At 38.7% G+C, this 24497-nt stretch carries 15 protein-coding genes; 11 read left to right on the top strand and 4 right to left on the bottom strand.

Annotated features, from left to right (window positions below):
* Positions 1-4: 4 nt before the first annotated feature.
* The 3 genes from K1F36_RS17415 to K1F36_RS20420 form a co-directional block, all read right to left on the bottom strand.
* On the bottom strand, positions 5-4438 hold the full coding sequence (locus tag K1F36_RS17415) for a CusA/CzcA family heavy metal efflux RND transporter (protein ID WP_220114934.1): 4434 nt from the start codon (positions 4436-4438) through the stop codon (positions 5-7).
* 137 nt (positions 4439-4575) lie between these two features.
* The gene (locus tag K1F36_RS17410) at positions 4576-4896 is read right to left on the bottom strand and encodes a DUF6660 family protein (protein WP_220114942.1); all 321 of its coding nucleotides are present in this window, start codon (positions 4894-4896) and stop codon (positions 4576-4578) included.
* Positions 4897-5074: 178 nt separating this feature from the next.
* On the bottom strand, positions 5075-5233 hold the full coding sequence (locus tag K1F36_RS20420; RefSeq protein WP_220114933.1) for a YkvA family protein: 159 nt from the start codon (positions 5231-5233) through the stop codon (positions 5075-5077).
* Positions 5234-5773: 540 nt separating this feature from the next.
* Between K1F36_RS20420 and K1F36_RS17400 the strand changes: the two genes are divergently transcribed.
* On the top strand, positions 5774-7024 hold the full coding sequence (locus K1F36_RS17400) for a site-specific integrase (protein ID WP_220114932.1): 1251 nt from the start codon (positions 5774-5776) through the stop codon (positions 7022-7024).
* A gap of 66 nt (positions 7025-7090) precedes the next feature.
* On the opposite strand, the gene K1F36_RS17395 is transcribed toward K1F36_RS17400, so the two are convergent.
* Positions 7091-7474 carry a helix-turn-helix domain-containing protein gene (locus K1F36_RS17395; RefSeq protein WP_163627812.1) on the bottom strand — a complete coding sequence of 128 codons (384 nt, stop codon included), beginning with the start codon at positions 7472-7474 and terminating at the stop codon, positions 7091-7093.
* Positions 7475-7605: 131 nt separating this feature from the next.
* Here K1F36_RS17395 and K1F36_RS17390 point away from each other — a divergent pair, with 131 nt between their 5' ends.
* The 10 genes from K1F36_RS17390 (at position 7606) to K1F36_RS17345 (ending at position 23723) form a co-directional block, all read left to right on the top strand.
* Positions 7606-7923 carry a hypothetical protein gene (locus K1F36_RS17390; protein WP_220114931.1) on the top strand — a complete coding sequence of 106 codons (318 nt, stop codon included), beginning with the start codon at positions 7606-7608 and terminating at the stop codon, positions 7921-7923.
* Between the two features lie 29 nt (positions 7924-7952).
* On the top strand, positions 7953-8999 hold the full coding sequence (locus K1F36_RS17385) for a HEPN domain-containing protein (protein ID WP_220114930.1): 1047 nt from the start codon (positions 7953-7955) through the stop codon (positions 8997-8999).
* 204 nt (positions 9000-9203) lie between these two features.
* The gene (locus K1F36_RS17380; protein ID WP_220114929.1) at positions 9204-9953 is read left to right on the top strand and encodes a hypothetical protein; all 750 of its coding nucleotides are present in this window, start codon (positions 9204-9206) and stop codon (positions 9951-9953) included.
* 635 nt (positions 9954-10588) lie between these two features.
* Positions 10589-11173: a BfmA/BtgA family mobilization protein gene (locus tag K1F36_RS17375; protein WP_220114928.1), complete on the top strand. Its 585-nt coding sequence runs from the start codon at positions 10589-10591 to the stop codon at positions 11171-11173.
* Between the two features lie 5 nt (positions 11174-11178).
* Positions 11179-12201 (top strand): MobB family relaxase, encoded by a 1023-nt coding sequence (gene mobB / locus K1F36_RS17370; protein WP_220114927.1) that lies wholly within the window; start codon positions 11179-11181, stop codon positions 12199-12201.
* A 285-nt stretch (positions 12202-12486) separates the two neighbouring features.
* On the top strand, positions 12487-12900 hold the full coding sequence (locus K1F36_RS17365) for a hypothetical protein (RefSeq protein ID WP_220114926.1): 414 nt from the start codon (positions 12487-12489) through the stop codon (positions 12898-12900).
* A gap of 6 nt (positions 12901-12906) precedes the next feature.
* Positions 12907-13626 (top strand): nucleoside 2-deoxyribosyltransferase, encoded by a 720-nt coding sequence (locus K1F36_RS17360; protein ID WP_220114925.1) that lies wholly within the window; start codon positions 12907-12909, stop codon positions 13624-13626.
* Positions 13619-17347: an nSTAND3 domain-containing NTPase gene (locus tag K1F36_RS17355; protein ID WP_220114924.1), complete on the top strand. Its 3729-nt coding sequence runs from the start codon at positions 13619-13621 to the stop codon at positions 17345-17347. The genes K1F36_RS17360 and K1F36_RS17355 overlap by 8 nt, the downstream gene beginning before the upstream one ends.
* Positions 17348-17801: 454 nt before the next feature.
* Positions 17802-23003 (top strand): FG-GAP-like repeat-containing protein, encoded by a 5202-nt coding sequence (locus tag K1F36_RS17350; protein ID WP_220114923.1) that lies wholly within the window; start codon positions 17802-17804, stop codon positions 23001-23003.
* 6 nt (positions 23004-23009) lie between these two features.
* Entirely contained in the window at positions 23010-23723 is a 714-nt protein-coding gene (locus K1F36_RS17345) for a hypothetical protein (RefSeq protein WP_220114922.1), read from the top strand.
* Positions 23724-24497: the final 774 nt, after the last annotated feature.

The following is a 24497-nucleotide window of genomic DNA, read 5'->3' as shown; positions in this document are numbered from 1 at the left end:
ATTTTTAATTTGAATTCTTAAGGTAATATTCCAGTTGGTAGCGGCTGTCGAGATAATCGTTAAAAGCACTCCAGGCATTTACCTCGATTCTAATGGCATCTCTTATATTTTGGAGAAATGTCACATAATCGATAGCGCCTTCCTTAAAGGCCAGCACTGATCCACCTTGTTGCTCTTTGGCCAGCGGAAGTGCTTCATCCCTATAATAATTCCATGAGTTTCTCCATTTGATGTAGTCTTCACGCATATTTTTATAGGCGGTTTCCAGTTCGATTTTATCCTGATAAAAGTTTTGCTCTGCAATCTGTCTATTTACTTGTGCTTCCTGTGTACGGCCTAATTCCGGCCCAAAAAACAGCGGAATTTGAATTCCTATTTGATATTGGAAGAAACCCGATTGCCCGGCTATTTCCTGCCTACCGTACTGACCCTGAAATTTGGGCAAAAATTCAGATTTTCGTTCTCTGGTAACCGCTTTGGCAACATCTATCCTTTGTTCCGAAACCTGCAGCAACGGATGATTTTCAAGCGACTCTACCAGAAAGTTTAAAGGTTCGTCTAAAGTTTCAACAGGCAAATCTGGTACATCATAGATCGTATCACTAACAAACCATAAATTTAGACGCTGTAATGATTTCAGGTAATCTCTATAAGCTTGTTCTAACTGTATTTTCACCTCATTCCCCTGATTTGAAGTAGCAAGATACTCCAGTTTAGAGGTAGCTTCTGTTTCATACCTGATTCGTGCTGCTCTTTCAATGTCTTCAAAAATTGAATCCATTTTCTTATATACCCGATACCTCTTTTTACTTGTATAAACTGAAGCCCAGGCCCTGCTTACTTCACGTTCCACTTCTAAGGTATTTAGTTCTAAAGCATTTTCAGCAAGGGCCACCCTTTCTTTCTGTAATTTCAAACGGGGAGCTATTCCAAAAACATCTATGCCTTGTTGTTGAACACCAATTTGGGTATAGATCCCATCAGAGCCATTTCCTACCTCTTCTTTTCCTGTAAAGATTTGGGTATTCCCAAAATCATAGGCGGTTTTACGCAATACTTCCTCACTTTCAATTTCAAGTTGGGCAGCTTTTAATTGTGGAAAGTTTTGGATTGCCATTTCTTTAGCCTCTTCCAAACTAATAGTTTGTAAAGAATCCTGTATTGGATTTTCCGATGACATTTCATCAGATTGTGCATTTACGGAAAAGGTTCCGCCTAACATCAAGCCAATTATCAAAATTGTGGCTAAAGATCGTGAATTGGAAGAACCAAGCTTGTTCTGTTCCTTTTTCTCTCGTCTCTTCTCTACAAATGTATAAAGGACAGGAAGAACAACCAGCGTAAGTAAGGTAGCTGTAAGCATGCCACCAATAACAACCGTAGCAAGGGGTCGTTGTACTTCAGCTCCTGCTGACGATGAAAAAGCCATCGGCAGAAATCCAAAAATATCTGTTGTTGCTGTTAACATAATGGGACGTATTCGTTCTTTGGTTCCTGTAAAAATTCTATCTTTTATACTGGTTACCCCTTCTTCTTTTAAGGAATTAAACCTGTTAATAAGCACCAGCCCGTTTAAAACGGCAACCCCAAACAATACAATGAAGCCTACACCAGCTGAAATACTAAACGGCATATCTCTTAACCAAAGAGCAAATATTCCTCCAATAGCCGCCAGTGGAATGGCTATATAGATCATAATTGATTGGGAAAAAGATTGGAGTGCAAAGTACAGAAGCACGAATATCAGAAATAGAGCGATGGGCACTACTATTTGTAAACGCCCTTTTGCTCTTTGAAGGTTTTCAAACTCCCCACCATAAGTAATGTAATATCCTGGAGGTAAATCTAACTCTTCATCCAATTTTTGCTGGATGTCATTTACCACAGATTCCACATCCCTCCCGCGGGCATTAACTCCCACATAGGTTCTTCTAAAGGTGTTATCCCTGGAAATTTGCATAGGGCCCGGTACATAACTAATATCAGCTACTTCCTTAATCGGAACCTGAGTGCCATCCGGCAGATCTATATAGAGGGTACGTAAATCATCAATGCTTTGGCGGTGCGCCTCATCAAAACGTATTACCATATCAAACCGCTTTTCCCCTTCAAAGATCACTCCGGCCGTTCCTCCAGCAAAAGCTGCACTTATATAATCGTTAATCTTTTCAATGTCCAATCCATATTGCGCAATTTTTTTACGATTAAACCGCACCGTCATTTGTGGAAGACCAGATGTTCGTTCAGGGTTCACATCTCCTACGCCCGGTATAGTCTGTATTATTTCAGCCATTTTATCAGCTTTTTCAGCAAGAAGGTCTAAATCTTCACCATATAATTTTACCGCAACATCTTCCCTGACCCCGGTAAGCAGTTCATTAAAACGAAGCTCTACAGGCTGGCTAAAAACCAGGTTGACTCCCGTAAGTTCTTCATTAAGTTTCTCTTTGATCTTTTCTATCAATTCCTCTTTAGAACTTGCCGAAGTCCAATTATCCATATCCTTCTCTAATACAATAAACATATCGGCAATATCCATAGGCATTGGATCAGTAGGGATATCGGCAACCCCAATCCTCGCTACGGCGGTTTCTACTTCCGGGAAATTCTCAAGAAGGATATCTTCTATTTTTGTGGAAACATCAATTGCTTCACTCAAACCACTTCCAGGTCTTATTAAAGCCTGCATGGCGATATCCCCTTCATCAAGTTGAGGGACAAATTCCCCTCCCATTCTGGAAAAGATAAAACCGGCTACTATAAGTAAGACAACCGCAGACCCCAATACTATGAACTTCAATCTTAAAGCTCCTTTTAATAAAGGCATGTATCCTTTTTGAATCCCTCCAATAATTTTATCACTAACTTTTTCCAGCCAGCGTTCAAACTTTCCAAACCAGTTCTTTTTATTCTGAATTGGTTTCATAAATAAAGCAGACATCATAGGGACATAGGTAAGGCATAAGAAAATAGCACCTATCATGGCAAAACCAAAAGTAAATGCCATTGGCCGAAACATTTTCCCTTCTACCCCCGTTAGAAAAAGAATGGGCGCAAATACGATAAGAATGATAATTTGTCCAAAAAAGGCGGAACCCATCATCGTACTTCCGGCATCATAGGCTACTTCATCCATTTTAGCCTTATTAAATTTTATTTTGCCGGAACGCATCCGTTTTTGTATTTCATATACCGTACCCTCAATGATGATCACAGCACCGTCTATAATAATTCCAAAGTCAATAGCTCCCAAACTCATTAGATTGGCCCAGACATTGAATTGCTTCATCAATATAAAAGCAAAAAGAAGTGATAATGGAATGGTAGTAGCAGTTATAAGACCGCCTCTCAGACTACCTAATAATATTACTAAGGCAAAAATCACGATTAAAGCACCTTCCAGAAGATTCTGGGTCACGGTACTCGTAGTTCTTTCAATTAAAACACTTCTGTCAAGGAAGGGTTCTATTGATAAACCTTCAGGCAAAGATTGTTCTACCGTCTCCATACGATCCTGAACATTTGCAATTACTTTATTAGGATTTGCACCTTTCAACATGAGCACCATACCGCCAACAGCTTCACGGCCATCCTGGGTAAAAGCACCATAGCGTACCTGGCTACCAAACTGGACCTCTTCAGCTGCATCTCCAATTGTTACAGGCACTCCATTTTCATTCTTGATAACAATAGATTTTATATCATCTAGTGACCTGATTAAACCCTCACCACGGATAAAATTGGCCATATTATTTTTTTCTATATATGCACCGCCTGTATTAACATTATTTTTTTGCAGGGCATCGAAGACTTGGGAAATAGAAACGTTTAACGCATTCAGTTTTTCGGGATTAATGGCAATTTCATATTGTTTTATAGAGCCCCCAAATGAATTTACCTCTACTACACCTTCGACGAGGGTCATTTGACGCTTTACGATCCAATCCTGGATGGTACGCAATTCCGTAGGGGAATAAACGGTGTCATACTCTTTTTGGGGCTTTATCGTATATTGATAAATCTCACCCAAACCTGTAGTAATGGGTCCCATAGCGGGACTTCCAAATTTTTCAGGTATTTGGTCCCTGACTTCGTTTAGTTTTTCCTGAACCAGTTGACGGGGTTTGTAAATGCCCATATCGTCCTCAAAAACAATTGTAACCACGGAAAGGCCAAATCGGGAAACAGATCGTATTTCCGTAACCCCGGGCAGGTTCCCCATTGAGAGTTCTACAGGATAGGTTACAAATTGTTCAATATCTTCTGTTGCAAGATTAGGTGATTGGGTGATCACCTGAACCTGGTTGTTAGTAATATCCGGTACCGATCCCAGGTTGACGGTAGACATGGACCAAATACCCGTCCCTATCAGCGCTAAGGTAAGTAGTCCAATAATAAATTTATTATTAATGGAAAATGCGATTATCTTATTAATCATATAAATAAAAATTTAATTCAGTTAAAATTCTTGATAATAATTTTGTGCCTAACAAAACCTATCAATAGGACCAAGGATCTAGTATGAGAACCAGGATTTGGTCAAAAAAGGATATAATTATCCTTTAAAAAACTGAATTAAACTTTTGGGGGATCTAAAAAGGAAAGAATAGGTTCTTCCACTGAGCTGTCAAAATGGACAAAGGCTTTTGATGGAATTTCAATAATCAAAGCCTTGAAATTTGAAGAACCGAAATCTACTGTATGCACATGGCAGCAATGACAACTACAAAAAGGAGGGCATAAATCTGCTACTTTATCATGTGAATGGTCGATATCTAAATTCTGCGTAGCAACCACTGTTACTTCTGAATCAGAAATCACTTGTGAAGTATCACTATCATTACAGGCTAATAAGTTAAGCCCGAATATATATAGAGATAATATGACAGCGATCATTTTCACACTACAAAGATAAAAGAAAATCAATGCACAGATTGTGCAAAAATATAATGAGTACGTTGTTAAAGGATATTCATTTATTTCAAATCTTGAAATAATTGCGAAAATCTGTACAACAATGAACAGGCAAAATAGAATAATGATGGCCCCGATCACCCAATTGTTGGTAGTTCTTTTAATTTATCAAACACTTTACATCTTCAGGAATAAACCTTACGATGAAATAAATTCCAATCGGTAGTAAGATTAGGCCGTCAAGATATCCAATTATCGGGATGAAATCAGGATTAACATCAATTGGACTTAACGCATAACCGATAATTATAAAAATCAAAAGTTCGGCTTATCAGGGAGTTCGCTTTTCTTTCGAAATCAAATGGAGCATCACTATTCGCTGCTTTAGGTTATTCCCCCAGGTTTTTAAATTTTTAATAATACATAGGCCTGTTCAAAATACTTAAGAATTGTTGCACAAAGGGGATGCCAAATAGAAATTGATTCTATTTATTGTCTTTTAGTTTAAGATAATCATATATCTTTGCATTTACGAATAAAATCGGTGCAAAGGTTACCTATCCGGTTACCTGATTTTATTGAAACAATGTAAGTGTCTGGTTATTAAAATATTGTCTAGTGGTAATTTAGTTCTGCCACCCCGACGAACCTAGAAATAGGTCAAAACAAAACACTGTTAATCATTTGATTTTCAGTGTTTTTTGTTTTATATGCACTCGTTTGATTTCATTTAAAACCAAATAAAAGGTGTACAATTCGGTGTACAACGATTAATCCGGAATGTACTAACTTGAAAGAACTTTAGAGTACGATTTGGCTTTCGTCTTTACAATTTATTGTTTAACCAAAGTCATGGAAAATGAAATCAAAACACACTTTCACTGTAATTTTCTTCACCAGAAAATCAAGGAGCGTCCCAAACCAATTATCCATCTATGTACGAATCACGGTGGACGGCCAACGGGCCGAGATCAGCCTAAAGAGAAACATTCCCTCCAAGGAGTGGGACAATTCACGGAACCGGGGCAGGGGAGGTTCACAGAGAATCAGAGCATTGAATGCGTATCTGGACAGCGTTTATGGTGAACTATTGGACTGCCATAAAGAACTTTTGGAAGAGAACAGGGTTGTTTCCTCAAATGCCATCAAATGCCGTTATCTTGGCGAGGATGACAACAGCAAGACCTTAAGGGAACTTATCAAGTACCATAATGAGAATATGTCAGTTGTCCTAAAAGAAGGGACAATGAAGAATTATTATACAACGGAAAAGTACCTGTACAGGTTTTTAACCAAGAAAAGAAAGGTCAACGATGTCCGCCTAAAACAGTTGAACTATGCCTTTGTCACGGATTTTGAGCATTTTTTACGCAATTACAGAGATTCTAAGAAAAGGCTCTTATTGGGCAACAATGGGGTAATGAAACATCTGGAAAGGTTCAAGAAGATGCTCAACCTTGCCGTCAAATTGGAATGGATGGACAAGAACCCTTTCAACCAGTTCCAATTGAAATATAACAAATATGATAGGCAGTTTCTGGACGAAGCGGAACTAGAGCAATTGGAATGCGCTGAAATGGGCAACGAACGTTTGGAGAGGATAAGGGACTGTTTTGTGTTCTCATGCTATACAGGCCTTTCCTATGTGGATGTGAAGGAGCTTAACAGTAACAATATAGTAAAGGGGATTGACGGCAACCATTGGATAAGTACCAAGCGTGAAAAAACGGACAAGCCCGTTAAGGTACCCTTGCTCCCAAAGGCACGGGAAATATTGGAAAAGTATATGCAATGTCCAGAAATGGAAAATAAAGAAAGCCTGTTGCCAATCAGTTCCAACCAAAAGACCAACGCCTATTTAAAGGAGATAGCGGATTCCTGTGACATTGACAAAAACCTGACCTTTCATGTTGCAAGACATACCTTTGCCACAACCGTCATGTTGTCAAATGGTGTACCCATTGAAACAGTCTCGAAACTTCTTGGGCATAGCAAACTGTCCACCACACAGATTTATGCCAGAGTCGTGGAATCCAAGATAAGTGAGGATATTGGAAATCTTTTGATCAGGTTCAAGGAAAAAGCAATCAAAAAAAGTGCAGCTACATGAAACTAAGAAGGAGCAATGGTATTTGATCCTTTTTACTATAAAATTCAAGATTTAGAATTGAATTCTTTATTTTTTCAACTGTTGCTCCAAATAAGAGACTTTATCCTTTTCAGCTTGGACGAGACGCTCGTAAAGCTCAATGATCTTTTCCAAGGGATTTATGGTACACAGGTAATTATTGTTATTTGAACTGTTATCTTTAAAAGTGTTGTTTATGATATTGAAAACAGCTTCTTCCGAAAAGTTTTCAATGGCTTCGGGAGTCACTCCCAAGGCCTTGGCAATTTCCTTCAATTTGGTATCCTCGATAGTCTCTGATTGTTCAATGTTTGAAATGGCCTGTTGGCTGATGCCCAACTCCATGGCAAGGGCCTCTTGTTTCATACCCCTTAATTCCCTAATGCGGCCTATCTTCCTTCCTATGTGGTTGTTTTTGGTAGCTGTTTCCATTACGTAAATATAGGATTTTTTAATAATACTGTGCATCCGTAAAATACAACCCTCCCATGGTGCAATACATGACATTCTGTTTTGGTACATGATATTCCATTGCTTCCTTTATCCCATATCATCGGAGAAAAATGGAAACCGAACGGATCAAAGAATTGCTTAATGGACAAGAGCCTATTGCGATTGTAAGATATTTTGAATGGGCAATCTTTTCAAGGAACAGTGTAAATGCCAAATATCTTTTGCTCAGGATGGACAACAAAAAAAATGACATCCACGAAATGGACATTCCTGATGGAATGGTCACCATGTTACGGTCAAGACTGGACGATTTTGAATTGGTGTTGCATGGCAAAAATGGCACCATATGGGAGCGGTCATCCTTTAGGGAAAGGGTCAGGGAGTCAGTCCCTATAACAAAGATAGCTGACTTGATAGACCTGTATTGACCACCCTGCCATGACTAAATAATATACCTATGAAAACAACAGACCAACTCATCATCGACAAAATAACCCAAGAACTGGAAATTGATTGCATCCACCTGAACAGGGGTGGGGATGGGCATGTGTTTAAACATCGGCTGGACATTCTGGCAAGACCGTCCCAAAGAGACTTTCCCGAGCAGGTTCGGCCCGTTATCGATGCCATAATGAAACCTTACCCCGATGTTGGCTACAGTGTCTTTACAACCAATTATGCACGGAAAGAAGCCCAAGAGGGCAACTTGTACTTTTTGAACAACTGCAATAAAGAGAGCATTGTGTACATAAATGAAGGGGGAAACTCCCCAATAATCCTTCCTGACATGGAGCCGACCAAGCTTTACGAAACGGCCAAAAGGGAATTCAAACGGAACATGGCCCGAATGAAATCCTTTAGGAAGGGAGCCAATTATTTTAGGGAATTGGGAAACCTTCCCCAGAGTGCCTTTATGCTGCACCAGACCTTTGAACAGGGCTATAGGATATTGGAACGTTTCATCTGTGGGAGGATAAAGATATGCCATAGCATCAAGAACCATCAAGGCTATGTATTGAAAATGTTGGACAAGCTCGGTGGCACGTTCCAAATGGAATCCGATATTGACAGCAAATTGCTCGACCTATTGGAGGATGCCTATTCATCAGCCCGCTATACCCATAGCTACACAATCACCAAAAATGAACTGGAGCAGCTGTCCCAAAAATTGTCATTGTTCACCAAGGACATCAAGACCCTGTTCCATCGGGAGCTGTCCATATTCAAACGAAATATCGATAATGGCATTTTCAATCATAAGGAAGAACTGGATTTGGAAACGCCCAATGCACATCGTACAACAGCGGAGCCCTATGTGCGCAGGCTTGAATTCGACAACAGCTTTGAGATGCTGTGCAAAGCAAGGTCACTGCTGTTGTTGGGTGTTACCTGTCTACAGGAGGACGTGGAGCCGCCCCTTCATGTAAACGGCTTCGATTACAATATAGTTGAGGTACTGCAATTGGCAATAGAATTGTTACCGTTAAAGGAGACAAGTCCTTAATGTTATACCCAAACTAACTACCACCCAAATTTATGCAAGGGTCTTGAAGAAAAGTCGGAGATGATAAGTGGATATTGGTTGAAAAGATGGGAGACAAGTAAAGCTTTTCAGTAAGAAATAATCAAATTCATCGATTTTATTCCATTTTAGGAGTATATAAATGTATTTTACATCCATATAACCCAATTGGCTTTAATCAAATTAATGAGAATATTTAAAATTATAATCGGATTACTTTTTCTTTCCGGAGCAGGAAAGGAATATATTCAAGCAAGTAGGGAAGCTGGCTCTTGGGCTTCACCAGGAATTTTATTGGGAGTTTTATTGGTCTTATTGCTTTGTACTTGGCTAATAGGTACTGGTCTTGCCAAAGTAAAATATAAATTAACTAGAATTCAATCAATCAAGTATTTTGGTATTTCATTGGCCATTTTCTTTTGTTTCTCATTTTTCCATTTAAGTCGAAAAATTGTTCCATCGAACTTTGTAACAATAAATGGTCTTAAAGTTCCTTTAAATAAATGTATTGATGGAAACGAAAGGTTAATATCTGATGAAAAGCGACGCGAGGAATTTTGCAAATGTTTTGTGGAAAAATTAACCGACAATTCTGAATTAAAAATGCGTTTCAAGAAAAAACTTGAAAGTGGAAGGTTAATTCAGGTCTTTAACGAGATTCAAAATGACTCTCTCTTTTTGAGTCTGGGAATAGATAATTGTTACAGTAAGAACATGGAATGGACCGAAAGACTAGTGGAATTAATGAAAAAGAAATATAAAGAAGAACTTACAGGTACGGAATTTGAAAAATCCAACGATTTGGACAAATATTGTAATTGCTTAATTAATGGATATAGGGAATTTCCATTCGAAGAAGTTATAGGGGATGATTTCTCAAATAGTCCAGAGGCAATTTCAATCGATGAAAAATGCACCGAAATGTCTAAAAAATAACGAATGTCAACAAAGAACCGAGTTAAAAAAAACAAGTCCTTTTAAGTCAATTCCGCTACATAATTCTCATCATAGGGCGTCCCTGATTTCAGAATGGCCAATACCTGTTTCAACAACTTGTTCGAAACCGCTAATAAGGCTAGCTTGATGCTCTTCCCTTGGGTTGTCAAACGGCCTGAATTTCGGTTTGCTGGCTTAATACCATGAAAAGCAAATCGGTTCCTAATAGTATTGGATAACCAAGGAATGAATAATATTGATTATATTCATGAAGTGTTTTGCAACACAAATTGTACGGGTTTTCTTTTTTGATTTGACTTTCCTAAAGTCCGTACAAACCAAAGAATATTTATTGTACAGCTGATTTCCAAATCAGCTTGTATTCATTCGGTCCCGCTTGCGGGACGTAGGGAATAGCAAGAGGGTGATGCGCAAATTGCGCCATCACGGTTGTTTTCGGGTCTTCAACAAGTTGAAAACCAGTTGATTGAACAGATTTTGGAATACTGTACAAAATCAGGGGCTACAGTAGACTTTTCGGAAATCTACAGTAAACCCTTTGGGAAGCCCAATAAACACTGGAAATTTTTAACGAAAAAATTGACGCAATTTCACTAAAAAACAAAATCGCACCTATGGAAAAGCAATCTACAAATGGCAGAACTAAGAAAGGAAGTGGTGGTTATTCCAATATCACAGTAAAGAAAGAAACGGCCATACGCTTTCGCAGCTATTCCAAAAGGTTCGGCAAATCACATAGTGAAGTATTGGATGGAATGATACAATACTTCAAAGAGAACAACCTTGACCCTTTTGGAGAGGGAACAAAGATCATCCTTGACAGTCTCAAAAAATTGGAGCGTCAGATGATGAAGAAATTCGATAGGCTCATCGCCATTATCAAGAACATGGAAAAGACAAGTATCCGACCCACCTATGAAATGGTACTGATTCTTTATGAGGCTTATGTAAAGGATGGGAGGAAACCGAGGCGGGAACCCGTCCAGATACAGGAAGAGCGGATGGATTTTTTGCAGCCCAGGAATACTGTTCCAAAAGTTGAGCACGATAGAATGCTGCAAGAATTCAAAGAATATAAAAAGCGTTGCAATGAAATCCTCAACAATGTGGAGAAGGTGGAGCCAATGATGGGAAAGCCCTATCTAAAGATCAATATGGGCATTGGGGATTTTGAAAGCCTAAAACATCAATTAAGATAACGCTTATGTACCTTACCATCTCAGCACAGAAAATGGGCAGCACCTATAACTCCAGTGTAGGGAACTATGTGGACTATCTGGAAAAGGAAAACGAGGAAAGGTCGCCCGAACAAAGAGAGGAATTCTTTGACCAAGATAACGACAGTGTAAGCCCTCAAACGGTCATCGATGAAATAGATGCCAATACGGCCAAGTTAAGGCAGAAAGACCCGAAATTCTATTCCATAGTGGTCAGTCCCAACAAAAGGGAATTACAGGTAATTGGAAATGATCCAAACATCATAAGGGAATACACTAGGAAACTAATGGAGGACTATGCCAAGAGTTTCCATCGCAACCAAGAGGTCAAGGCCGAGAACTTGAAGTATTTTGCCAAGATAGAGCATGAACGCACCTATCGGGGCTTTGACAAACAGGTTCAGGAAAATGCACCCTACCGAGGCGAAATAGCAAGGCTCAGGAACGAGATACGGAAAGTGGAGCGTGGCGAATCCATCGGGAATGTCAAAGAGCTTGAAAAGCAGATTGCAGAGCAAACAAGATTGGCCCCACACAAACAGAACGGGCAATTGGTGGCCGCAGGAATGCAAAAGGAAGGGCCACAGACCCATATCCATATTATTGTCAGTAGAAGGGACGTAACGAACACCTGTACCCTTTCACCAATGGCAAAACATAAGGCATCCGAAGTGGAACTGAACGGAAAGACCATAAAAAGAGGGTTTGACCGGGACAGCTTTTACCAATCAGCCGAGAAGACCTTTGACAGGACAACAGGATTCAAACGGAACTATGTGGAATCCTATGTTGGAAGAAAGGCCCATGTCAAGGAGCCGGGGAAGTTCTTTGCCAAAGTGATGGGACTGCCCACCAAGGAAAAGGACATGGCCTTTAAATTACTTACAACAATGGGGGTAAAGGCTCCTAGTATCCCGACCAATAAAGTACAAATGGCCGTCAAGATCATCAAGGCACTTGGAAAAGGAATTGATAAGGCTAGGGGGACTGGTGAGGATATGGGGTACTGAAATGCAAAAAGTAGGTTGCGCCCTATCGTATTTTTGCTTTACGCTTATCTACCGGAACGCTACAAAAACCCGATAGGATCCATGCGCAAAAGTCGGGGGTAAGATTTGGGGTTTTTGTTCCTATATTTTCAAACAGTTCGGTTTTGAGGAGAGCTTACAAACAGATTTACGTAATTGATTACTTGTTAATATTTTCTATATTTAAAATTCCCAAAAATAAATTTTCTAATAAAATTGTATCAAGTAGCTATTTTGTAATAGTAAAAAAGAAAACTATTTCAGTATATGGAGCATTTAAATATTATTTTACCAGCAATACTGGTGGCTATTGGCTTTTTATTGAAACTGTTTATTGGCAAGAATTTAGATGTGCCACAAACAATAGAAGCTACATGTGAACTACCGGTAGATATTATTCTTCTTGCTCTTTCATTTAATGTAGCTTATACCATTGCAAGTCTTGAAAATCAAACTTTAGGCTTATTTTATTCATATTTAGGAATTTCAATGACCATTTTGGTTGTTGTTCTATGGAGAATTTCTATCAATCTTTATTTAAAGAAAAACAGATTTTGGTTGCTAATATTAGTATTGAATTTAGCTATTTCCGGATTTGCAATCAAAACTTCTGTGGCATTGGTTGTACACAACGAAATGTCTGCCAATTCTACTGAAAATATTGATATTAATAAAAAATAGGCTTTAATGATCTCAGAATATTCATCAGAAATTTTAATAGTACTAGTTAGCATTTTAATTGGTTTAGTTCTTTATGTTCTCAACCGCATAAATAAAAAAGGAAAATACAATGAAGAAATTAGAAGAGCGGAAATTGAAAGTATCAGAAGCTCATTAGAGACAAAGATGTATGGTATAAATGATCGGCTCGTTATGAACGAAGAAAGATGGAGAGACGTTAATCATTTATTATTGCGAGACGAATATTTGGTAAATGAATCACCTCTTTATAAAAGGTCAAAAATAAACTTGTCTGAGTTTTTAAGGTCCAATGGGATTCGAGAAAATGATTTAATGATTGACCAAAAACTGATATTTATACTAACGCCATTTCATGAGAGATATGAAAAGGAGTATTCAGTAATTAAAGAAGTATGTACTACCATAGGTTTCAAAGCATATCGAGGGGATGAAAACTATATTAAGAGTGATATTTTTCCCGAGATGTTGAAACTCATTGTTAAAGCTAATCTGATAATTGCAAATATTAATGGCAGGAACCCTAATGTTTTATATGAATTAGGAATAGCACAGGCACTTGATAAACCTGTAATTTTGATATCAAGTGAACCAAAGGATTTACCGATTGACATTAAATCAAAAAGATTTCTGATTTATAAGAGTAGTGATGAACTTCGTAGCTTGTTAAGAAAGGAACTCTTTAATGTTATTGAGAAAAATGAGTAGACTACAAAACGTTGAGAATGCTCTGGCTACTATTAATGGAGCGGTATTTCAAGAATTATGCGATAGTTTCCTTATTCTCCAAAATAATAATTATATGGCCTTTTCAAGGTCAGGAAGCCAATTAGGCAATCAAAAAACAATAAAGGGAACTCCAGACACTTTTCTATTATTACCGAATGGTAAATATATTTTCGTTGAATATTCGACGAACAAAACTAGCGGATTGTCAAAGCTTATAAAGGATGTAGAAAAATGTTTAGATTCAGATACCACCGGCATCGAAGTCTCATTAATTTCTGAGATAATTTTATGTTTAAACTTTAAACTGAAACCATTTGAAATAGAATCGTTGAAAAGCAAGCTGGTTAATACTAGAGTAGCTTTAAACATCTATACTTTGGATAGATTAGCTCTAGAAATAAGTCTTCAGCATCGAGATTTGGCTCATAAATATTTACAAATTCCTTTAGATACGGGTCAAATAGTATCAATAGAACAATTTATTGACGAATATGGAAGAGCGGCTAATGGGATTGCAACCCCAATCAACAATACTTTTCTACATAGAAAAGATGAAGTTGATAGGTTGAAAAAATTTCTCGCCCTTTCTAACTTTATAATCTTAACAGGTGCCCCTGGTGTTGGTAAAACTAAGTTAGCCATAGAAGGAATTAAAGAATTTATAAACGAAAATGAGTCTTTTAAAGCCTACTGTATTTCATATAAAAATCACACTTTATTAGATGATTTATATCAATATTTTGATACTGAAAAGAATTATATATTATTTGTTGATGATGCAAACAGAATAGATGCGTTTAATCAAATTCTGGGATTTTTTAAGTCGCGTAGAAATGGTCACTTCAAAATTGTTGTAACTGTAAGAGATTATGCATTCAATCAAATTGATAGACTAAGTCAAGAATTCAATCCCATAAGAATAGATATTAATAAATTCACGGATGAACAAATCACGGATATAATAGAGGCAGAACCATACGGCATTTTAAACCCAGATTACCAAAAAGAAATTTTAAGGATAGCAGAGGGAAACCCGAGAATAGCCATTATGTCCGCTCTACTTGCTAAAGACAAACAAAATATTACCGTTTTATCTGATGTCTCTGACCTATTTGAAAAATACTTTTCAACGTTTATTAAAGATGATGGTCAATTCTCAAATAATTTAAATCTGCGATGTCTTGGTATAATATCATTCTTTCATACTTTACCTTTTAAAGACAAAGAAATAACCTCTAATATTTTAAGCAATTTTGAAATTGGATATAACGATTTCATAGAAGTAATTGATGAATTGGATAAGCTTGAAATAGTTGAGATTCAATATGAACATATTAAAATTCCGGAACAAAATTTAGCTACATACTTCTTTTACAGAAGTTTTATTAAAGATGATTTATTATCATTTGATGTTCTCTTGAAACATTATTTTTTCTCTAACCCATATAGATTTAGGGATACAGTGATCCCGGCAAACAATACATTTGGACCCGATAGGGTTATGGATAAGCTAAAGCCGCATCTCCAAACATTTTGGAATATCGAAGATTTAAAGAACAGTAATTCCAACGCAATAAAATTTCTGAATACTTTTTGGTTTTATTTGAGGGATGAAACTTTTGAATATGTTTTAAACTCAGTTAAACTAATTGAATACCCTGTCGTTGAAAAGTATGTTGTTACTTATTCAAATAATGAATTTTCACATAGTAAAAATGAAATAATAGAACTCGTCGGAAACTTTTTCAACTATACGACAAACTTAAAAGAGGCTATTGAATTAGCTTTTTACTATACGAGAAAAAAACCTGAGCATTTATCTGAATTGATACATAAAATAGTTGGGACATTAACTTTTGATAGAAATGATTATCAAACCAGATATTTCAGGCAGACAACTTTATTCGACATCATTTATGATGGCTTTTTAACAGATGCCTATTACTATTCAAGTATATTCTTTGAACTGTGCAAGACATTTTTAGCGTATTCGTTCCATCACTTCAAAAGTGATAGAAATCATTCCTTTTACATGTATGACTACCCTCTTGAGAATAGTATAGAAATCCGGTCATTTAGGGCTAAAATTTGGACAACTCTAAAAGATCAATTTGAAAATTATCCTAAACTTGCTTTTGACACTTTAAAGAGTCTCAAGAATTCTCCCAGAGATATTGATAAGGACTTAAAAACCTTTGATTTAGATTACCTCATATCGATAATTGAAGAAAAATTGAGAGCTGACTCATTCGAACATGCAAAATATGTTCAAAATGAGATTATATGGTTGAAAAAAAGTGGAATATCTCATCCAAAATTCGCTGAACTTAAGGCAAGTTTTACAAATGAAATTTATAGAACATATTTAAAAATTGATTGGGATAGATACAGAGATAAGGAATTATACGAATTTGCTGACTTTAGAGAGTATGAAAGATTGAAAGAAAGGGAAATTAGAGAATCTTTCGTTTTTGAGGATTTCAATGAAGTAAATTCTTTTTATAAGATATACTGTTTAATAAGAAGAACTGTCCAAAATGATTGGAATTATTCTAGAGTTTTAGATTTAATAATTGATGAAAACTTTAAGCATGATTTTGAAATAGGAAAGTATATGCTTGGGACTATAATTAGTGAAGATCAAATCAACTATATTCCTAATTTGCCATTCAGAAATCAGTTAAATAGTACGAGTAAAGCTGATATCTTGTGGGATTTAATACAACAACAAAACTTTAATAATAAGACTTTTTGGGCTTTATCCTTTTTCGATGGATTGGATGATGGTATTATATCTAGAAAACATCTAAACCTGTATTTAGAAACCCTCAATAATACCAAAAATGCATACCTCACTCACTTTGAAAAAATAGCTAGATTTCAAAAAATCGAACCAAACATATTTGAAATTATATTAATCCATGTTGTTGAACAAAATGATAGTGGTGGAGATTTAAAAATTTGGAGAGATTTTTTTGATGAGCACTTTGAAAAATTGGGGAGCAATATTGAATTGATTAAAAAGGCCTATATACAGCAAGATTTTTTACAACATCATTTTGATTATGAAGGGAAAGGGTTTCTCAAAATTCTTAAAAGTGACGTTAATTTTCTTTTGGAATATGTAAAAGAAGTTGCATCTAAAGGGAGACTAAGCTTTTCAAGAGAGAATAGGCAATTTGGTTTCATTTGGCAAATCAATGAGATTGAAGAGGTGCTGTCTGGTGTTTTTGATTTTTGTGTTGAAGCAGAGCATTACTATGGAATATTGAATCATTATTGTAATGCTTTTTTTGACGGGTTATTAGATAAACATAAAGATACAGCTGAGAAATTTCTATTAAATTATGCTCGAGAAAATAATGGTGATGCCAAAAGAGTTAATGTTGTGGTAGATATCGCAAGAAGTTCAATGAAAGGAATCTTCAATGACATACTTATCCAACACATTAAATTAAATCCTGAAGTAAATGTTTTTTCTAATGTATGGTGGAGAGGTAATGGAGGTACTTATTCTGGAGATGTTATTATTGGTGATATAGAGGCTACTGATTGGAGAAATATTTTGGAAATAATAGAAAAAAGTGACCTAGGTTTTGAATCAATACCAATAAAGAATCAGGTAAAACGGAATATTGAGTATGCTCTGAAAAGTGCTGATAGGGAAAGGAAAAGAAGGTTTTTAGAGCGTAATTATTAGTTTTAAAATATTTGTCTTTTGAATTCGAGCCTAGTGGAAACGCCGGACATAGTATACCACACTCGCCGGATAATATTGAGCAACCTCTAACATAATACAAAAATCTGAATTTCAAATCACTACAGGCAAATATTGGATGGCTGATTTTTTCCGTTTTTAGTGGTCTCATTCATCCGGCCTGTCCAGTAAAGAGTCCATTGTTTTTCTTCAAAAGAAGTATTCCATTGCTGATTTGAAACCTAGGTTTTCCAAGATTATGGATACTTAAGAACCCCGATTGAACCTGTCATCTTTTCCTTACGGAATTTCTTTGATTGTTCTTATCCAATAATCCTGCATTTGAACGAAATGAGCCCTTTAAATTGCCCCAAATCATAATAATGGCTTAAAATTGTTCGTTGGAGTACTGCCATCAATTTGCTATTAACCGGCCAAACCATAGATCCCAAATCCTATGAAGAAACGATTACTATTCATCTTTAATTGTTTTACAATCCTCCTTGCAACTGCCCAAAATGAATTTATTCCAAAAACCATTGAGAACTTCAACACGGATTTTGCAAGAGGTAGTTTTCCCATTGACTTTGATAACGACGGTGATTTGGATTTACTTGGCGCAGTAAGTAATTCAGGGACGTTTTTGTTGTTTGAGAATGATGGTTCGGGGGCATTTATAACACATATTGTAGATGATTCAGAAATGTTTTCCAGGGGGGCTTATGATGTCGCTTCGGCAGATTTGGATGGAGATGGTGATTTGGATGTGGCGGGCATCATGACTGACGGAGGTTATCGGGAAGCAAAAGTCGTATGGTTCGAAAATACGGGCAGTTTTAATTTCACGGCCCATTTGGTAAGGACCTTGCCCTATAATTCCTCATATGCGTATAGTGCCGTTTCTGTTGTGGATTTGAATGGGGATGGAGATATTGACCTCCTTACGGCAAGTGCCATTGAAAACAGTTTTAATTATTACGAGAACGACGGAAACGGGTCTTTCACAAATTTTGTGATAAGTAATGATCCAGACTACGCCAACCGTGCCAGCCATATCGATTACGTTGATATGGATGGGGATGGGGACATTGATGTAATCGGTACTTTGTTTAGATCGCCCAAATATCTGTGGTTCGAAAATGATGGAAATGAAAACTTTGCACCCCACGTTATCGAGGACACTTATCTATTGGTTGATGGTGCGTCATCAATAGATGCAGGGGATGTCGACAATGATGGCGATATCGATCTGGTAGGGGCATCTGGGGAGTCACAAAGAATATTATGGTTTGAAAATGATGGATCCCAAAACTTTACCACTTTCGTCCTTGAATCAGACAATCAATATACCGCCGATGTCAATACCGTTGAATTTTCCGATATGGACCATGACGGGGACATCGACGTTTTGGCCAGTGCAAGCAATTCATTTTCATCGGGCCTATACTGGTTTGAAAACGATGGTAATGAAAACCCGACAAATAGATTTAGGGACAGTTTTGATAATTCTTCCGCTACCATAATAGCAAACTCTGGCGTTTCCGGTATTGCCAATAGAGGAGTTGGTGCCGCAGACTTTGATGGCGATGGAAGTATTGATGTCTATGCTTCTTCCAATAAAACCTTCCATTGGTTTAAAAATGATGGCAGTTCTTTGAACTTCTCGGAGAATTTCATTAATACCACGTATTTGGCGGAGGGAATGACCAGTATGGATGGAGGTGATTTGGACGGTGACGGTGACATTGATTTTGCAAGTTCATCCAGTCATATTTTTGCATGGCACGAGAATGTTGGTAATGATGTCTTCAAAACCCATATCATCGATAATTCCGTCATATATACGGACGGGGCCAGATCGGTGCAGATAATCGATCTGGACAAAGATGGGGATTTGGATGTCCTGGGAGCGGCCAATGCAGCCAGATTTCCCGGAAACACATATAATGGGGCATATGTGTGGTATAAAAATGATGGTAACGGGAATTTTGAATTTAATCTGATCGACAATTCCTATACCTATTCACGATCTGCAAACGCGATTACCGTTGAGGATTTTGATGGTGACGGTGATACCGATGTAGTCGCAGCTTCGGAAACCCCGGACAATATGTTTGTGCTGTTTCGCAATAATGGAAGTCAAGTTTTCACACCAGAGGAGATTTTAAATCCATCGGATGATATTGGAAATGCCTACTATGTTAAAAAAATTGATTTGGATCAAGACGGGGATTTTGATGTTCTGGCGAGTTCAAGGGCTGATGATACCTTTTTGTGGCTTGAAAATGACGGTACAGGTAATTTCACGACAAGAACCATTGATAACTCCTCTGAGAACTCGAACGGGGCAGAAATTATTGATGGGGCCGATTTGGATGGGGATGGCGACATCGATATTGTGGTGTCTGCCATATTATCAAAAAAAATCGGATGGTATGAGAACGACGGGAACCAAAACTTCAATTACAAGAATATTGAAATTCCCGATGAATACCCTAAGTTCATAAGAATAGGTGACTTGGACAATGTGAATGGCCCAGATCTGGTCATGGCCAGCGACTCCGGTTTTTGGCAATTTATAAATGATGGCACAGGTTTTTTTAGAAGATACGGCATTGATGGGAACTCGAATTACTTTATTTCCAATCACCTCTCCTTGGTCGATTATGATACTGATGGTCTTATCGACATACTTGGTGCATCCGATCAATGTTGCTCCCCAGAGGAGACTGCCGTGAAGGTTTATCAAAATGAAGGGACCAAGAATGAAATACACGGTAAAATACGTTTGGACATTGATTCCAACGGTTGTGATATTACCGATATGGCACTTAAGGATGTGATGGTGACCATGGACAACGGAACGGAGAGAAAGACGGTTTTTACGGACAGTAGTGGCCAATTCAGTGCTTTGGTCGATACAGGTTCCTATACCATCACATCCTTCCCCTCACTTCCAGATTATTTTGTGGCCGGCCCAGATGTCCATTCAGCAAATTTTGGCACGCTTGGGAATGCGGAAGAGGCAAATTTTTGCATAAGCCCTACCGCTTCCGCAAGTGACCTTACTGTAATCTTGATCCCCAGAAATGCTCCAAGACCTGGTTTTGGGGTACATTATGAAATTGTCTTTCAGAATATGGGGTCTGCAAGTGCAAATGGAAGTATAGAATTGGACTATGATCCGCGGTTGAGCTTTTACGGCGCGAGTGATACTTACACGCATTCAGGTGGTGGTTTACAATTCAATTTTACCGATCTGGATATTTTCGAAAAAAGGTCGATATATACCACTTTTACCGTACCGCTCTTGGGAGAAATAGAGTTGGGGGACGTTGTTGAAAATGTGGTAAAAGCCAATCCACTGCTAGGGGATACCGCTGAGGGGGACAACACCTACCTTTTGGAGCAAACTGTTATTGGCTCGTACGACCCCAACGATATCACTGTTCTTGAGGGTGATACAGTAGATATTGAGGATAGTGGGGAATACCTGAACTATGTCATCCGATTCCAAAATACGGGTACAGCCTCGGCCACCAATGTACGAATCGAACACGAACTGGATGCCGATCTGGACTGGGAAACCTTCACCCCGATTTCATCCAGCCACGTCAATACGACGACCATGGCCAATGGCAAGGATGTCGAATTCCTTTTTGAAAATATCAATCTGCCCGACAGTACGGCCAATGAACCCGAAAGCCATGGTTACGTTGCTTTCAAAATAAAGCCAAAGTCCAATATCACCGTAGGGGATAATATTGCAGGGGATGCCAGTATTTATTTTGATTTTAATCCGGCCATCATCACCAATACCGTCAACACTGAATTCGTGGATGGCAGTGAACCGCTATTTTCCACGGCCTTGGTCGTAAGTCCCATTAGCTGTCCGGATGCCGATGATGGCATTGTCCGAGTTGAGGCCAAGGGAGGTTCGCAACCCTATCTTTATGAACTGTTGGATGCCAATTACAATACGCTGGTCGGGGCACAAACAAGCAATGTTTTCGCGAATTTAGGTCCGAGCAATTATATCACTAAAGTTATCGACAACAGTGCTGAGGAATCAATTTTCTTCATTTCCATTGAAGATCCGGAACCACTGGAAATCATAGGTAATGTAGAAGATGTCACCTGCAATGGAGCCAACGACGGCCATATTGAGATCATGGCAACAGGAGGGACCGCTCCATATAACTACAGCATCAACGGGGAAGCTTTCCAAGAATCGAACCTTTTTGAGAACCTCGCTCCCGGTCAGTATTCCATTGAAGTTTCCGATGCCAATGGATGCACCATGGTCTCACAGCCGATAGTTGTAGTGGAACCAGTAGAATTGACCATGGAGATGATCAAAACCAACGTAAGTTGTAACGGAAATCCGGAAGGTGGAATAGAAATCAGGGCAAATGGCGGGAAAGCTCCCTACCAATACCGGTTGAACGGAAGAGACCTCCAGGCGTCCCCCATATTCACCGATCTGATGGCCGGTCAGTATACGGTTGAAGTTTCTGATGTAAACAACTGTACAGCTACATCAATCATTGAAATAACGGAACCTGGAGCTTTGACGGCCACCGCAACCACAACTGGAATTAGCTGTAAAGGATTGAATGACGGGGGCATAACGATCCTGGCTTCTGGCGGGACACCACCGTTTGCCTATAGTCTGGATGGGGCCACTTTTCAACAGGACAATAAGTTTTTTGATCTGTCACCAGGGCCTTATACGGTAATGATAAAGGACGGGAATGATTGTCTCATTTCGATGGAAGTAGCGATGGTGGAGCCGGCCAGTCCCGATTTTGACAATGACGGAATAGGTGATGCCTGTGATGACGATATGGATGGCGACGGAATAGCCAACAATCTGGATGAATGCCCTGAGACCCCGATAGGCACACAGGCCGATGCGACCGGCTGTGCAGGCTTCAGTTTGCCCAGTACCAATTTCACCGTTCAGACCACAGGTGAGACATGTGCCACAAGCAATAACGGCAGTATTTTGATCACGGCCGTGGAGAACCTCGATTATCAAGTGACACTGAAGTACGGGGAAAGTACTGACAACAAATTCTTTAGGACATTTGCCTCTTTTCAGGATTTGGAGGCAGGTACATACGAAGTCTGCATAGAGGTAGTTGGAGAACCCGACTTTGAACGGTGTTTTTCCGTGCAGATCACCGAGCCGGAACCCTTGAACGTGGATTCCAACATAGACCCTTCCGGGAAATCGATCACGTTGAAGATGAGTGGAGGTTCCAACTACACCATTACGTTGAACGGCCAAGAATACACTACCGCTGAAAGTGAAATTACCTTGCCACTCCCGCAGAAGGAAAACAGGGTCATGGTCAGTACCGACAAAGATTGTCAAGGTGTATACGAAAACCTGATAATGGTGGACACTTCGAATATTTATGTATATCCCAATCCTGTAGATAATGGAAGCGTATCGATAATGGTACCGGGAGCGGTTGGTGAAAATGTTCGATTATCACTTTATGCCAATGATGGGAAAATGGTTTTACAAAAGTACACGACGAACACGGGGAACCCTATCGAGCTCAATGTAAATGGGCTTACTTCCGGAATTTATTCGCTCAGATTGGAAGTGGGTAATGAAGTGGATGCCCGACGGATCATTATAAAATAGCATGGTATGAACCTTATATGGCGCACAACGGGGATATTGGTTTTGTTATTGGCATTGGCCTGCAGCAGTTCGGGGGATTCGCCACCTGAAGAGGAACGGCAGAAAATTGAAAAGCCATTGGCGACCACACTCATATTCCCCGAAAACAATACGGAATGTGAGGAGGGGACCATCGTAAGTGATACCCAAAGCAGGATATTGTTCCAGTGGGATATATCGGAACATACCGACGGTTATGAGGTTCATGTTGAGAAACTGGAAGATGGGACACGGACAACACACTTGAGCGTTACCAATGAATTGGAGATTGTGCTTGAGAGGGGAAAGGCCTATGGCTGGTCTGTTGTGTCAACATCGGATTCAACGGATGAAACCGCGGAGAGTGAGGTATGGAAGTTTTACAATGCGGGTGCGGGAATGGTCAATTATGCACCTTTCCCAGCCGACCTGTTGCGTCCAGAAAACAATGAAGTGGTCTCGCTGGGCGTTTCAGAAAGTGTTCTGCTTGATTGGGAGGCATCCGATATCGATGGGGATATCGTCTCCTATCAAGTCTATCTGGACAAGGAAAATCCTCCAATTGCAAGTGTGGGAACAACTTCGGATACCGAAATCACTGTTGGTGTCATTGCCAATGAAACTTATTATTGGTATGTACAGGTCACAGATGGTGCCAACAATACCTCCAGGTCCGATGTGTTCGGTTTCACAACACAATAGCGTTTTTACTTTTTGATTGGACATCTTTGAAAGCGGTTCAGAGTGGAAACGCCGGACATGGTATACCACCTTCGCCGGATAGAATTGAGCCCCCTCAAGACTAATACAAAAGCCTGATTTTAGAATCACTAAATCGAAAAAATAGGTGGCTCTCATTTTTCGTTTTTTTGGTGGTCTCAACCATCCGGCCCATCCGCATATAGCATTTTATCTTGCGCAAATGGTTAAATACAAGACTTAAGTTCTTGCTTGTGTTCTTAATATAAAATTTACCACTTGAATTGTCTCTCTTCAACTCTTTTATTAGCATAAGATGGTTGTCCATTGTTTCATTGGCATAGAAGCTGACGATGATAACATTTTCTCCGTTTCGTTTCCTTGAATCAGTTTTACAGTTTTCATCCAATTTTTTGGATTATTGAGGGTATGCTGCGCCAATTACTGGAAAAAGAATACTTCAAATTACGAAATCAATACATATTAATAAGTCTTATCTTGTGAAGGATAAATGTTTTTTTAAGCTTCAAGCATCCTTAAGGCCATTACGGAAAGCACAGACCAATGTGGGTATATTATCAAATAATCTCTCCAATTTTTTGTATCTTAATGGAACTAAAAGAGAGCAAATTATATCTCCGAAGTACTTTTATTGGTTTTGTTGTGCAATCAGGTGTGCAAAATTTAGGAAAATCAAATAAAATTCTGAATAACAGTATGTTGTGGGTGTTCAGCTAAGTCTGCCACCCCGACAGAAATGGTTTTTTTAGCAACAAA

Origin of the sequence: Flagellimonas abyssi, assembly GCF_019457905.1 — a bacterium.
Classification (GTDB): domain Bacteria; phylum Bacteroidota; class Bacteroidia; order Flavobacteriales; family Flavobacteriaceae; genus Flagellimonas; species Flagellimonas abyssi.
This window is presented reverse-complemented; position numbering and strand designations above follow the sequence as displayed.

Coding starts and splice junctions, on each gene's coding strand:
- K1F36_RS17415 (WP_220114934.1), bottom strand. CDS start 4,438: ATGATTAATAAGATAATCGCATTTTCCATTAATAATAAATTTATTATT.
- K1F36_RS17410 (WP_220114942.1), bottom strand. CDS start 4,896: ATGATCGCTGTCATATTATCTCTATATATATTCGGGCTTAACTTATTA.
- K1F36_RS17400 (WP_220114932.1), top strand. CDS start 5,774: ATGAAATCAAAACACACTTTCACTGTAATTTTCTTCACCAGAAAATCA.
- K1F36_RS17395 (WP_163627812.1), bottom strand. CDS start 7,474: ATGGAAACAGCTACCAAAAACAACCACATAGGAAGGAAGATAGGCCGC.
- K1F36_RS17390 (WP_220114931.1), top strand. CDS start 7,606: ATGGAAACCGAACGGATCAAAGAATTGCTTAATGGACAAGAGCCTATT.
- K1F36_RS17385 (WP_220114930.1), top strand. CDS start 7,953: ATGAAAACAACAGACCAACTCATCATCGACAAAATAACCCAAGAACTG.
- K1F36_RS17380 (WP_220114929.1), top strand. CDS start 9,204: ATGAGAATATTTAAAATTATAATCGGATTACTTTTTCTTTCCGGAGCA.
- K1F36_RS17375 (WP_220114928.1), top strand. CDS start 10,589: ATGGAAAAGCAATCTACAAATGGCAGAACTAAGAAAGGAAGTGGTGGT.
- mobB (WP_220114927.1), top strand. CDS start 11,179: ATGTACCTTACCATCTCAGCACAGAAAATGGGCAGCACCTATAACTCC.
- K1F36_RS17365 (WP_220114926.1), top strand. CDS start 12,487: ATGGAGCATTTAAATATTATTTTACCAGCAATACTGGTGGCTATTGGC.
- K1F36_RS17360 (WP_220114925.1), top strand. CDS start 12,907: ATGATCTCAGAATATTCATCAGAAATTTTAATAGTACTAGTTAGCATT.
- K1F36_RS17355 (WP_220114924.1), top strand. CDS start 13,619: ATGAGTAGACTACAAAACGTTGAGAATGCTCTGGCTACTATTAATGGA.
- K1F36_RS17350 (WP_220114923.1), top strand. CDS start 17,802: ATGAAGAAACGATTACTATTCATCTTTAATTGTTTTACAATCCTCCTT.
- K1F36_RS17345 (WP_220114922.1), top strand. CDS start 23,010: ATGAACCTTATATGGCGCACAACGGGGATATTGGTTTTGTTATTGGCA.